A 13,019-nucleotide genomic window follows, 5' to 3' on the forward strand; every position below is an offset into this window, starting at 1 on the left:
CATTTCTAAAAATTTCTAGCGCTACTTCTTTTATACCTTCATTTATAATAAATATTTTCTACCGTTAATAGGTTATATAACTAATTAAGCCTTTTTGTAATTAAAAAAATTATCTGTTGTTTCATTTAGAAACTTTGTCTTTTGATTATTTTATATTCAGAAAGAAAAATGCCCCCTTTTAGTGGAGACATCAGTTAGTTTCCGTTATGTTCATTTATCTGTCACTTTCACCTATTTATTGGCCACTTTTTTGTGTTTATCAGTCACTTTCATACATTTATCAATCACTTAGCGGAGAATTCCTGTCTTATAATAAAGAAGGCAAACTGCTGCTAATTCTGTAACACATCGGCAAGATCTTTTAAAGAATGGTACTGTCTAATTTGATAGTTCCTTCCTTCTTTATTTAAGAATCCTTTATCACAAAACTGTCTCAGCACATGCTGCAGGTGTCTGTAGGATACTCCTAAATAATCACAAACCGTAACATGTCTTTCCTTATAAGTCCCTTGATCAGCAGTTTGCAAAATAAAATCGGCCAACCTGTTTTCCAATGGGAATGCTAAGCTTTGTGTATACTTAGCCGCCATCTCTGTTGCCTTTACACTTAAAAACTTGGTTAGCTCACGTAGAAATTTCGCATCTTCGAGCAATTGTTTGCGATAGTAATAGATCGGAAGCGCAAAACAAATCGTCTTCGTTGAAGCTTGAATTCCTTTTGTATAATAAACATCATGTAATAACTCCATTTCTCCGATGTATTCATTGGCATTGATAAAATTTATTAATGATACCTTTCCATTTTGATGGGTTATGTAAATCTTTGCTTTCCCCTCAATAACGTAGAAAAGAAAATCAGGTCTCTTGTCCTCCTGAATGATCCAATCATTACGTTGATATTCATGTACTTCGATAAAGTCCCCCACTGAAAAGGAAAATAAATGCGCAATAGAGTGCTCTTCTAAATAAACCTGCTTTTTCTTCCCTTTATACTTTTTCATCTATTCACCTCAAAATAAGAGATATCTCCTATTATTTCTTTATACCTCCATGATATCATGCATTTCATGAGGAGGATATATAATGAACACACAACGCTGGATGAGCTTACATTTTTTTAGTTTCTTTTTGACATGGGGGATTTTCTTACCTTATTGGTCTGGCTGGATGATTCAAACAAAAGGGATATCCGTCTCTGAAGCTAGTTTGATCATGAGCTTAGGCTTGGTTGCAAGAGGGCTTTCAACTCTATTTGCCTTTCCTTATTTATCAGCGAAAGTAAGCAGTAAGAGGTTATTAAACATCATGGCAATTGGTACACTAGTTGCTATTGTCTATTATATACCGACGAACTCCTTTGCCAGTTTGTTAATAGCAACCATTATTTTGCATCTATTTTATCCTATTTTGATGCCTGCGTTAGACAGTGTGGCAGGTGTCCTGGTGCAAAGCAAACAATTACAGCATTATGGAAGAAGTCGTCAATGGGGCTCTATTGGTTTTGTTTCCGTTGGGATGGTTTTGACCATTTTTACCGGATGGTTTGGCGATGAAATCATCTTGTGGGCGTTATTACTTGGCATAATCGGATTCATGTCTCTTCAATTTATGCAAACACCAGATATTTTAGCGGAAAAGCCACCAAAAAACCAAACAAAAAAAGTAGGCATCCTACAATTATTCCGTATCAAACACTTCCCTTTGGTACTTATTATCGTTATTTTACTGCAAGCGGCACATGCAACATATTACAACTATGGCTATATATTTTTACAAGAAATCCAAGCACCGACATACCTGATTGGTTTCATTATTAATATTGCTGTCATTGCGGAAATCATCTTCTTTGCCATTGCAGATAGGAAATTCGATAAATTCTCTATCGGGGCTTTACTCACTATTGCGGCAATTGGTTCATCTGCGCGTTGGATATTAGTTTTTGCTTTTCCGAATGTAATTGTTTTCTGTATAGCGCAAACGTTACACGCATTATCGTTTGCGATGGCACATTACGCTTTTATGAAATACTTAATCCAAAACATTCCACATCTACAGATAGCAAAAGCACAAGGTATCTACTCTGCGTTAGCACTTAGCTGGAGTACTGCTATATTCACTATTTTAGGTGGGTATTTATACGAGATAGAGCCGAGATTGTCTTTTATTGGAATGATTTTATGTACGATTCCTGCCATGTTGCTTGCGCTTATGTATCGAAAATTGGAAAATAGAAAGGACATTTCGATTTAGTACTTTATGATATTCAATAGCCAAGCTGCCCCAAATCATGGAGGCAGCTTGATTTATAGAATCTTCCGTTACTTTTTCTTCCCCTTCGTAACCACTTCATAATCATACTCCGCACTTCCACCCTTACCAGGATCAGGTGCATAAGTAACCATCATTAATACTTTAGCGTATTGAGAACTTCGTAGCATATCACGAAGATCTACCTTATCACTTTCACTCATATTGATTAGATCTGGGAATTGAATGACTTTGACATGATTGTCTTTCCCTTTAGCTTTCCCTTTCTTAAATCCAATAAACTGAACCTGATAATCAACATAATCCTCTGTTACTTGTTCTAAACTCATAAAACCATCAGTAGTCTCCCCTGCATCAATTAGCTCGTTATTTATTTGAAGGTTTGATACGTACCAACCTTCTTCATTATAACCCCAGTCTGTCATGTAACGAAATGCCAGATGAATCTTTTGACCAGCATATGGAGAAAGGTCGAAACTCTCAGTGGTCCAACCATTTGAACTTCCTGTGAAGCCTGGTAAATTTTCTTTGATCGATGGATAGCCATCCTCTACTATATCACTACTTGTATTTTCGTTTGCTAAGGAAGTCCATGTCTGTCCATTATCTGTAGATACTTGGACAACACCGAAATCCCAATGTTCTTCTATATCATATTTTGTTTCGAATGATAGAACTGGATTTGTTTCACCTGTTAAATCAAGCTCTTTTATTAAGAAATTATCTGCCTGGTCTCCTTCATTCCCCCAGAGAACCTCACCCTTGTACGGGTCACTTACTGTTGTCCAGTTGGTGCCAAGGAAATCGATACCTTTGAAATATAGATTGTCTATCTTCTTGTCAGGTGTAATAAATTTCATATCAGTTCCCCAAGCTGGTGCAATAGCTTCTAACTCTGAAGCAGCTTCTAGATTAGGGTTTAAGTCTATCGAGTCAAACTGATAGGTGTCACTATCACCTTGATATTTCCCATCTAACAATAACGCTACCATAAAATCTTGATAAACTGCTTCAAAATCTCTATCGCTTCCCATTTCTTCTAGAACCGCATTAATACTATCAATACCTTGTAATTGACTTTTAAACTCTTTCTGGAGAAATTCTTGTCCGTATTGTTCATATAAATACAGTTGGAATAGATAAGAAACTCCATAGTCACCTAAAATTTGAAGGTCAGACTGATCCCCCCACTGTGTTAAAGAGTTTTTAAGGTTATTCATAAAGAAATCAACGTGTGACGTGGAATGACCATATCCCACAAGATATTGCGCAAAGTCAGACAACCCTTCGTTGATGAAATTTTCTTCTGCTGGATCACTGTCATGATGAAGTAAATGTTGAAATTCATGTGCAAATGTCCCTTCATACAAGAAAGGTTTCTCTGCATCAGGTCCTGTACGGTTTGCCCAATCGAAACTATCAATTGTCATTACATTTCGATTGGTAAAATCACTAATAGTAGGTGAAAAATATCCGGCAATATAACTTGGATAATTCGGATCATAATAATTATCATCTTTAATATTATCTATTAAAATTACAACACGCCCGGATTCGTCTTGATGATATTCAGGAAACATTGCCTGTTCTCCCGTTCTTTCATCAGGGACATCGAAAAATTCAACTTCTTGTTCATATATATTCTCATCAAACTCATTTAAAAGATAGGTAACTTGTTCGTCGGTGACAGTAGTGACTCCATCAGCATTCCTTGGATCTCCTTCAGGATAATCAAGGTCGTTCGCTACCCATACTTCTCCATATTCCCCGACACCTTTAAGAGTAAATTCTGTTAATACATATTGTCCTGATGTATTATTAACCGTAACCCATGGTTTACTAATGCCTATATCATCCGGTGTAACGGTTGAAGATATCTCAGCTTGTCCACTTTCTGCCGATTCTTCTTTACTTACATCAGCCTCACTAAAATCTACCTTTCCTTCCCTTAAGACCTCTTCTACCGTTTCCGATCGGAAATCTGGATCTACTTCCTGCACATCAGGATCCGGGTTATACCCTTTAACTTGCGCACTTACTGTTGAAGGAAAAAACAGACTACCTACTAGAATGGGAATAGATAAAATGGATATAACTTTTTTTGGGGTTTTCATTTTCATCCTCCTATTTTCTAAAAATATGAATAGTACATATAGTATCAATAGATTCCCAAATATTTTGTCATAATTAGGCTAGTAGATTCGTTTTTTTATCGTTAAAATCTTGTATTTTTCAGCAACTATTTTATGCTTAAAATAGGAATCTTCATGTTTTGGAAAGATATCTACTAGTTTTGCTAACGCACTATAAAGGAAAAATGCGAAATAGGGGATCATTCGTTGGACATAAGGATTTTGTCAACGAGGACGTTTGCTCATGGGTAGTATCTTTAGTGTTAAATGTGTTTTGTTCCAATTGTGGAGAAACGACAATTGTTGATTATGAGGTCGATTCTGTTAACCATACTATTATCCTAAAGAGTTATTGCAAAAAAATGTAATGGGGAAGTTGCACGAGTGATTGACTAATGGTTCCACTCTCTACTATTGAACAGCATCTCCCCTTTCAAAACTTGCTAAGTAAAGGGGAGATGAATGTATATCTAGAATAAAGGGAAAAGTACCATCCCTGAACAAATTAATTTTCCAATACCGTAATCCTTCCTTCTATTGTCTCATCTATGATCTCTAATTCTTTAGCATACTCTATTAACACTTCTGCATCTGTACGAGCATTTGTTTCATCAACCACTAGCTCACTTTGACTAAACATTGTAAATCCGTCTCCACCATTAAAAATATAATTTGGCATTGCTATTGTATAGTTTTCTTGTAAGTCAAGCGGTTCATTTTTTACCAAAATATAATCTACTCTTGATCCTTTTGGTTTATTTCGATGATAGGAATATTTTATACCTGACACTTGTAAAAAACCACCGCTCAAATTTTCTACATTGGATACGCCATGTTCTAAAGCCACTCTGATAGTATCCCCTGTAACAGTAGCCATGATCACTTTATTGCGAAATGGCAGAATGGAATAGGCATCACGCAATGTGAATTCACCTACTGGTACACTCGCTCGAATACCGCCACCATTCATCAACCCGATATCCGCGTTAAAATAAGAACGATAACTATCCGCAACGAAATTACCTATATTGGTTTCTTGATATCTTGACTCTTGGTTGATTAGTGGTGTTTCTAACTGTGCAATGGATTGTCCTAAATCCTCCTCCAACTTATCTTCGTAGTAATCTGCAAAAGCCTTTAATTCTGGATCTTCAGGTACGGTGTGATCAACTTTTATGATTTCTGGATTTAATCTTATATCCTTTCCTTTTTTATGTATATCCAATCGGATGATGGAGCCGATATTACCTTCTGGAGCAAAGATATAACGATTATCGAATTCATATATGAAAGATTGATTTTCCGCTTTTTCCTCTGTAAAGACAGCATCAATTTCAGGAACAGCTGATAATAATCGCTTGTCCTTTTCTAAGTTTTCCTGTGTTAAAGCAATAATGACGTCCACTTTTTTCGCTTGCTTCATTTTTGCAACAGCGGTTTGGGCTGACTGAATAATATCCTGCTGTTCAACTTGATCATCAACTGTTGTCGTATCCATATCATCAGTTAGTCCGATTACTCCAATTTTAATTCCACGCTTATTAAAAATTTGATAAGTTGCCACATCGCCAAAAGGTTTACCTTCTGGATCTGTTAAGTTAGAAGAAATCCACGGAAATTCTGATTCCTCCATTAACTCTTTTGTTACTTGAGTACCAAAGTCAAAATCGTGCTGACCAAAATTGGCAATATCAATATTAATTCGATTGAAAGCTTCTACAATAGGAAATCCTTGATATACTCCACCGAATAGTGTTCCTCCTCCTAAGTCACCACCAAAGGCTACAACTGTATGCTTATTCTCTTCTCGCACTTTGTCAATAGCAGTTTTTAGCCTCGCCACTCCACCTCGGTCCCCGTAATCGTTTACAACTGGACTCACTTCATGAGCATCATTAAAATAGAGAATTGTTGCTTTTCTAGAGTTATCCTTTGCCTCAACCTTTAACTCATTTGTCATAAAAGAGCTCATCATTACAACCAACAATAACAGAACGAAAACAAGTCTTCTCATAAATCTACCTCTTCCTCTCTATTATTTCTCAATAAAATTCTAGCAAATGAATGTTAAATAATAGTAAGGTTCTTGTGAAATTTCATGGTGCAAAAGAAGCAATTTTGTTCTTATTTTCTGTTACTCGATCATACTTTTCTAGGATTTTACCTATACGTGTGATGTGCCCCTATGAAGTGGAGTTGAAGTTTTGAAAAGAATAGCTTTTCTACAGCGATTTTAATAATTTCTATTTATCTGTCATAGTTTGTTTTATTATATGGTTTATCAAATTGGCTATAAATTCACACAAAAAACGGAATAAAGTGAGTAAGAAGAAATAGTTATCTCGTTTCCCTTAACCCACTATAACTCCGCTAAAAACCATTAACAAGTTGAATAACATATGCCAGATTACGGCAGGGAGTATACTTTTGGAACGAATGGTAATAGCCCCAAAAAAGAATCCGCCTACACTAAATAAAAGGCAACTCATCCAAGAGAATCCTAAAGAGTAATGTTGTAACCCAAAACCAACGCTTGTTATCAAAACCGCCCACCGATTGCCAAAACACTCAGAAAAGCGACTAAGTAATACACCTCTCCATATGGTTTCTTCCAACACCGAGTTAAGGATTAAAAAAATAAGTGCGAAACACCAGATTTCTTGAATATATGTCCAACTAATAAACGGCATAAAAGCAATAAGATTCGTTATCATCGCTATGACAAGAAACGTACTAACTTTTACTTGACGAAAACCTAACCAAATAAAAGGAACTCGAACGTACTTAGCCCATCGTGGTTTCTGCCAATACCGTATAAAAGGAAGTCGATAAATATAAGAGAAACATAATAATGGAAGGATAACAATGATTAAGAGAAACCTATTCAGAATAACCCTTATTTCGGCTGTATACATGTCCGTAATCCAATGTGTATTCCCATAATTATATAGAAAGAATCCGATCCCAAAAGCTAATATTATCCATAAAAAAAATCGCAATGATTTATTAATGAAGAAGATTAGCACAGCAGTTATTGCCCAAACAGTCATTAGTAAGTAGTTATTTAATTGTACAATAATAATAAGGGTCGCAAATAAGAGTAACGGTAGAAAAGTACGTTCAGTGCTTGTAGGAAATATAGGTGTTTTCTTCATAAGTTATAAAACTCCCAATTATTGGTTATCCATATATTATTCTATATAATTCTCTTAATCGTTCCTTTTGTCTAGTTTTATATATTTGTTTTTTATTATTTATTGTCCTATCCGACTTCTGATGATCTGTATCTTCATTGTTCTTTATCTGCCCTACTGGAGCTTTCTGTTCAATTGGTTGCTTTTTCTTTTTCCTTCTTTTGATCTCCGTTTCCACCTTCTCTTTAATAGTATTTATTGTAGCATTAAGCAAATCTTCGACTGGAATTTTCTCTATTATGGAATTGAGTATATCATCTTTTCCAGGTAATAACTCTTTATTTCCTTCTTCTTGGTTTTTTTGTTTCTCTAATTCTCTTTTAATAAATTGGTTCCATTCCTCATCATTTGCCTGATTAGCAACACTCATAACCCCTTCTTCCTCTACTTTATGATTAGAATTTGTGTTCTCTTGTATATCAGCCATATACCGGAAACCTCCTTCTATCTGTTTATTACATTTATTTTCTTCTATATTTTATGAAAATGAAAAGTATTTGTTTAGACTGTAGTGGATTTTGTAGAATAATAGATTACTACCTATAGAATCTAGGATACTTATTCATATACTGAATTAGTCTAAATAAAGCAGGAGTGAAAAAAAGTGGAAACAGATAACGCGAATATTGGGGAGAGAATCTTATTCATTCTAGGCATGAGTTTATGTGGAGTGATGTTTTTTATATTATTTGTTGGTGTGATCATTGCCCTATTTATATCTTGGGACGAGGACGACGAAAAAAAGGCTGAAACTAATAATTCAGTTTCCTTGCAGAGCAGAAAGATAATGAGACGAAAATAAAGAAAAAACTAGGCTACCAAAAGGAAATATCTTAGGGAGGTGAATTAGTTGTCAAAGAAGAAACAAACATTTTCAAGAATTTTACAATACATGCGCCATGAATTTCGATACATTACCGAAAACTATATGACAGCAGTAAAGAAAGGAGCAAAAGTAGCAGAGAAAGATATCAAGAAAACGGTAGAAGGTCGTGATCAACCTGTAGAAGATATTGTAATTCATTTATTCGAAGGTATTAAGAAGGGGGTACTACATGCAGCTAAACAAATGATCGATTTTGGTGATACTATGGTCAAACAGAAGGAAAAATCAAAAAAGAAATAAGCTCCCAATCCATTATCTTTAAGAGGAAATGACTGACTCAATAGGACACGCTATTTCCCAAAGAGCCAGCCTTTGCTCAGTCATTTGTTGGTTTATTACTGTTCTCTTGCTGTAAACGATGGTCAATCAAGTTAGGGTTGTAATATTCAAGCATCTGAATCCCTGGTTTTCGTCCAAAGTACATGAAGTATCTTTTGTATGGGACTCTTTTGATCAGATTAGGAAAGCGGATCCTGAACGGCTGTTGGAAAAGATCTGTAGATTCATCTTCATTTATGAAACCAAAGTCTACTACCTTTCGGAACGACCTTACTCCTAGCGAACTGATGGCATTACCAATTCCTTGCTGTCGATGTGCAATATTCTCAAATAAAGCAGGAGGTATGTGCTTGGAATAGACAAGAGCAATGTTGTGCGATACCATGAATCCACTTTTTTCACCAATCAATACCGATTCTCTAATATAATAGGGGCCTCCAGAGAATTCGCCTAGTAAGTTTGTATCTTCTGCTATCGGATGTTGACGAATCACTTGTACCTTTACTTTCTCATTCAATAGAATTTCCAACAAATCTGTTGTGCGTCCATCCGTCACTAATAGTAAATCGAGTAACAATTCTTGTAACAGATCTGAAGACTTACGTTCATACTGTGACTTTGTCATACTCTCACCTCCGTACCTATCGTGTCAATACCTCTGTAGCGGAGATAGAAAAGACTTAATGGTACAAACCAGAGTCGCAAATTCCATCCCAAAAAGCTTGAAACTCCTCCATGTTAAGTTGCTGTTCCCCATCAGAAAGAGCATGCTGAGGGTCTGGGTGTATCTCCACCATCACCCCATCTGCCCCAGCAGCAAGTGCCGCTTTTGCACAAGGCAGGAGAATATCTTTTCGTCCAGTTGAATGACTAACATCTACTAAAACTGGAAGATGGGTTTCCTGTTTTAGAATCGGAACAGCAGAAATATCAAGTGTATTGCGGGTCGCTGTCTCGAATGTGCGGATTCCACGTTCAATCAACATCACTTGATCATTTCCATGGTGTAAAATATATTCTGCAGCAAGCATAAACTCCTTCAAAGTCGCAGAAAGACCACGTTTCAGTAATACCGGTTTATTCGTTTGACCTATTGCCTTAAGCAGGTCGAAATTATGCATATTGCGAGCACCTATTTGAAAGATATCAATATACTTGGCTGCAATATCTATTTGATCGGCACTCATAATTTCACTAATTGTCACTAAACCTAAATCATCAGCTACAGCTTTCATCATTTTTAATCCGCCTTCACCAAGTCCTTGAAAGCTGTAGGGTGAGGTCCTAGGTTTATACGCTCCCCCACGCAATACTGTTAAGCCTTTATTTTTTAGTGCGGTACCTACCGTTTCAAGCTGCTCTCTCGATTCAACGGAGCAAGGCCCAACTATCAGTGTATGAGCTGAACCGCCAATAACCGTTTTCTTTACTTTAATAATGGTATTTTCGTTCTTATAGTCGCGGCTTACGAGAAGCCGTGACTGTGATTTATCACTCAAAGTTAACCATCCTTTCATCAATATAAGAATCTTTCTCGACTACTGAAACTTAACACCTACACTATTATTTCATTTTTCGAATATATACAGGTTTTACCGATGGTGTGTTATCGATCAAAGCAACACGATCAATCATAGTAGTAATTTCTACCGAAACCGGGACCTGCAGTCGAGAAGATAAAAAAGAGCGGATATTTTCTTCAGACCATTGTTGTGCATCATGTGAATCTAACAAGAAATGCACCCCATCTCCCTGCTCAATCAGTCGCCATGCATCCGGTACAGGAGACAGTGAGTATACCGCTTCTTGAATGTCAAAGGCGTCTAGGGTGATACTTCCGAAATGGATTCGATCCTGATTTCGTCCGTAATGATTCAACTTAGCACCCGCTCTACCGCAATGGCAGATAGCATGTTCTACAGAAATAATATCTTCGTTAAAATACCTTAATAGTGGTGAACCCTGATGAGATAACGTCGTGATCGTTGCAAAGCCCCTCTCCCCTTGATTCACAGAGGCTGAACCGTCCTCATTTAAAACCTCAACCAAAAAATCTTGTTCTACGATATGCATATTGCCATGCTCACACATCGTAGCAATATTACCGGTCTCTGTTGAACCGTACATATTAAATACGGGCACATTCCACAGCTTCTCGATATGCTTTCTACGTGTGTTGCTCATTAATTCACCAGCGACACATATCGCACGTAAATCAGGAAAGTTATCACATGGCTCAGCACCTCCTAAACGAGCCACTTCAGCTAGCAATTCCATCTCACGCGGAAGTCCTGCCATCACTGTAACGGAAAGATCCTTCAAAAGACTTAATACTCTTGGATAGGGGGTAACTACAGTACGGCCACTTGCGGGAATTACGCTTGCCCCTGATTGCCATGCTGCTTGTTGCATGAGAAATGCCGGCAGTGCCATTGCATAGGGGAAGCGGATCAATACAACGTCCTCAGAATTCATACGCACACCACATTCTTTTAATTGTCTTCCGCCAGTTTGCAAATCTCCTTGTGTAAACCATGATGCAGAAGGAACCCCAGTGGTGCCAGTCGATTCGTGGTATTGAGCTATTTCCTTCATGTCAACAGCTAGGTGACCGAAAATACCAGCATCTCGTAATTCCTGCTTTGTCGTTAACGGCAGGGTTTGAATCTGATCCAACCCCATTCCGTCTACAGGATAATTAGCAAGTTTTCGTTTATATAAAGGAGCGTTTTGAATCCGTTTATACGTTTCTTGAAATTTCCTCTCCCTCTCTATATCGACATCACCCAATATGCCACCTCCTCTCACACTTCTTGATCACTAATTGATAATTACTCTAGTTGCTTTCCCAAACGTTCGAGGAATATCGTCTCTAATCACAACTTCGCACTCTATCCCAATTCGATCAGCCATGTGCTTTTGTATTTTTTTCGCTAATTGTTCGTCACTTATATTCGTGCGGAATTTCTCTGCTTCAATCGTTAACATTCCTTCATTTAGCTCGAAGTGATACCATAAACCTACATCTGGAATCTCCATAAGGAAATGCTCAATCATAAATGGCGAATAATCTTCTTTTCCTATACGCAGCATGTGCTCCATTCTTCCTCTTAACTGCAGGACATCCATCTTTGTACCACAATCACATGTAGATGGTTGTAAATTTCCTAAATCTCCAGTTCGATAGCGTACCATTGGCATTCCCTCACGCAGTAATGTCGTTACGACAATTTCACCGGTACGCCCATAAGGAAGCACTTCACCAGTATCTGAATCAATAATTTCCACTTTCACATGCCCTTCCATCACGTGATATCCTTGATGGTTACTGCATTCTACACCAATAACTCCACACTCGGTTGAACCATAGAAAAAGGAAACCTCACATCCCCACCACTTCTCCAAACGTTCGCGGAAAGCAGGAGAACATCCTTCACCAGTCAGCCAAATTTTCTTCAATGGAATATCCTCACCTATCTTGATACCGTACTTCTCGCTCTCTTCTGCGAGTAAGGCTGCGTAAGATGGTGTAGTTGTAAGAACTGTTGCTTGATATTCCTTCATTAAATCCAACGACTTATCAACTGGAGCCATGTAACCACCTTTACCAAGTGATAGCACAGCAGTACCAAAAGCGAATTGAAATAATCGTTGAAAGCCAAGACCTGGAAGCGCAAACTCGTATGGAAGTGCAATTGCTGCAACATCATCATCTGCTTCCTTAAACAATTCCAAATATTTCGGTAGCAAATCATATACGTATTGGTCTGCCAAGGTATAAGCGGTATAAATCGGTTTACCAGACGTACCACTTGTTAAATGAACTTGACCTATTTCTTTCGGATTAACACATAATATCTTCTCTTTATCTCCTCTAAGAAGATTTTTTTCTAACATTGGTACAGATGCTAATTGTTCCAAGCTATCTATTTTAGGTTCCGTGAATCCCGCTTCTGCCAATTTCGAGTGATAGTATTTATTATGATGCCACACATGTCGAAGAGTGGCATTGATAGCTCGTAACTGATAATTTTCTATTTCTTCATGAGGTAGTTTTTCAATCGTTTGCCCGTGGTCATCTAATTCTTTATAAAAATCTTTGAATTGTTCTAAATGAGATGAATGTCTATCAACGGAAACAGTCATCTTATGCGTTTGGGTCTTTTCCATTTCCATCCTCCATTCCTTTATTTAGCTCTCTCCTCCAATTCTCACGCCCTAAATGATTTTGAAAGATCCCTACGACAATTAATAGAAATG

General features: G+C 37.2%; 11 protein-coding genes and 1 pseudogene. 3 read left to right on the forward strand and 9 right to left on the reverse strand.

Annotated features, from left to right (window positions below; genetic code table 11):
• Positions 1-332: 332 nt before the first annotated feature.
• Positions 333-1,001 (reverse strand): transcriptional regulator YeiL, encoded by a 669-nt coding sequence (gene yeiL, locus GHT08_RS10625; protein WP_163581388.1) that lies wholly within the window; start codon positions 999-1,001, stop codon positions 333-335.
• Between the two features lie 82 nt (positions 1,002-1,083).
• Here yeiL and GHT08_RS10630 point away from each other — a divergent pair, with 82 nt between their 5' ends.
• The gene (locus tag GHT08_RS10630) at positions 1,084-2,250 is read left to right on the forward strand and encodes an MFS transporter (RefSeq protein ID WP_163581389.1); all 1,167 of its coding nucleotides are present in this window, start codon (positions 1,084-1,086) and stop codon (positions 2,248-2,250) included.
• Positions 2,251-2,318: 68 nt separating this feature from the next.
• Here the strand turns inward: GHT08_RS10630 and GHT08_RS10635 are convergent, their stop codons facing one another.
• The 4 genes from GHT08_RS10635 to GHT08_RS10650 form a co-directional block, all read right to left on the reverse strand.
• Entirely contained in the window at positions 2,319-4,382 is a 2,064-nt protein-coding gene (locus tag GHT08_RS10635; protein ID WP_163581390.1) for a choice-of-anchor J domain-containing protein, read from the reverse strand.
• 523 nt (positions 4,383-4,905) lie between these two features.
• Entirely contained in the window at positions 4,906-6,414 is a 1,509-nt protein-coding gene (locus GHT08_RS10640) for a bifunctional metallophosphatase/5'-nucleotidase (protein ID WP_163581391.1), read from the reverse strand.
• A gap of 337 nt (positions 6,415-6,751) precedes the next feature.
• On the reverse strand, positions 6,752-7,555 hold the full coding sequence (locus tag GHT08_RS22480; protein ID WP_163581392.1) for a CPBP family glutamic-type intramembrane protease: 804 nt from the start codon (positions 7,553-7,555) through the stop codon (positions 6,752-6,754).
• A 25-nt stretch (positions 7,556-7,580) separates the two neighbouring features.
• Positions 7,581-8,021 carry a hypothetical protein gene (locus GHT08_RS10650; protein ID WP_163581393.1) on the reverse strand — a complete coding sequence of 147 codons (441 nt, stop codon included), beginning with the start codon at positions 8,019-8,021 and terminating at the stop codon, positions 7,581-7,583.
• A gap of 177 nt (positions 8,022-8,198) precedes the next feature.
• Here GHT08_RS10650 and GHT08_RS10655 point away from each other — a divergent pair, with 177 nt between their 5' ends.
• Both GHT08_RS10655 and GHT08_RS10660 read left to right on the forward strand, forming a co-directional pair.
• The gene (locus tag GHT08_RS10655) at positions 8,199-8,396 is read left to right on the forward strand and encodes a hypothetical protein (RefSeq protein WP_163581394.1); all 198 of its coding nucleotides are present in this window, start codon (positions 8,199-8,201) and stop codon (positions 8,394-8,396) included.
• A 48-nt stretch (positions 8,397-8,444) separates the two neighbouring features.
• On the forward strand, positions 8,445-8,720 hold the full coding sequence (locus GHT08_RS10660) for a hypothetical protein (RefSeq protein ID WP_163581395.1): 276 nt from the start codon (positions 8,445-8,447) through the stop codon (positions 8,718-8,720).
• Between the two features lie 76 nt (positions 8,721-8,796).
• Here GHT08_RS10660 and GHT08_RS10665 read toward each other — a convergent pair whose 3' ends face one another.
• The 4 genes and pseudogenes from GHT08_RS10665 to GHT08_RS10680 form a co-directional block, all read right to left on the reverse strand.
• Positions 8,797-9,384 carry a chorismate pyruvate-lyase family protein gene (locus tag GHT08_RS10665; RefSeq protein ID WP_163581396.1) on the reverse strand — a complete coding sequence of 196 codons (588 nt, stop codon included), beginning with the start codon at positions 9,382-9,384 and terminating at the stop codon, positions 8,797-8,799.
• A gap of 55 nt (positions 9,385-9,439) precedes the next feature.
• A pseudogene (locus GHT08_RS10670) lies at positions 9,440-10,252 on the reverse strand (bifunctional 3-deoxy-7-phosphoheptulonate synthase/chorismate mutase); the annotation flags it as partial.
• A 70-nt stretch (positions 10,253-10,322) separates the two neighbouring features.
• Entirely contained in the window at positions 10,323-11,549 is a 1,227-nt protein-coding gene (locus GHT08_RS10675) for a phenylacetate--CoA ligase family protein (RefSeq protein WP_163581398.1), read from the reverse strand.
• A 30-nt stretch (positions 11,550-11,579) separates the two neighbouring features.
• Entirely contained in the window at positions 11,580-12,929 is a 1,350-nt protein-coding gene (locus GHT08_RS10680; RefSeq protein WP_163581399.1) for a phenylacetate--CoA ligase family protein, read from the reverse strand.
• Positions 12,930-13,019: the final 90 nt, after the last annotated feature.

Source organism: Gracilibacillus saliphilus, from assembly GCF_010994085.1.
In the GTDB taxonomy this organism is placed as follows: domain Bacteria; phylum Bacillota; class Bacilli; order Bacillales; family Amphibacillaceae; genus Gracilibacillus; species Gracilibacillus lacisalsi.

Bases quoted from the DNA above. Each gene is read 5' to 3' on its own strand.
- yeiL (WP_163581388.1), bottom strand. From the start codon at position 1,001: ATGAAAAAGTATAAAGGGAAGAAAAAGCAGGTTTATTTAGAAGAGCAC.
- GHT08_RS10630 (WP_163581389.1), top strand. From the start codon at position 1,084: ATGAACACACAACGCTGGATGAGCTTACATTTTTTTAGTTTCTTTTTG.
- GHT08_RS10635 (WP_163581390.1), bottom strand. From the start codon at position 4,382: ATGAAAACCCCAAAAAAAGTTATATCCATTTTATCTATTCCCATTCTA.
- GHT08_RS10640 (WP_163581391.1), bottom strand. From the start codon at position 6,414: ATGAGAAGACTTGTTTTCGTTCTGTTATTGTTGGTTGTAATGATGAGC.
- GHT08_RS22480 (WP_163581392.1), bottom strand. From the start codon at position 7,555: ATGAAGAAAACACCTATATTTCCTACAAGCACTGAACGTACTTTTCTA.
- GHT08_RS10650 (WP_163581393.1), bottom strand. From the start codon at position 8,021: ATGGCTGATATACAAGAGAACACAAATTCTAATCATAAAGTAGAGGAA.
- GHT08_RS10665 (WP_163581396.1), bottom strand. From the start codon at position 9,384: ATGACAAAGTCACAGTATGAACGTAAGTCTTCAGATCTGTTACAAGAA.
- GHT08_RS10680 (WP_163581399.1), bottom strand. From the start codon at position 12,929: ATGGAAAAGACCCAAACGCATAAGATGACTGTTTCCGTTGATAGACAT.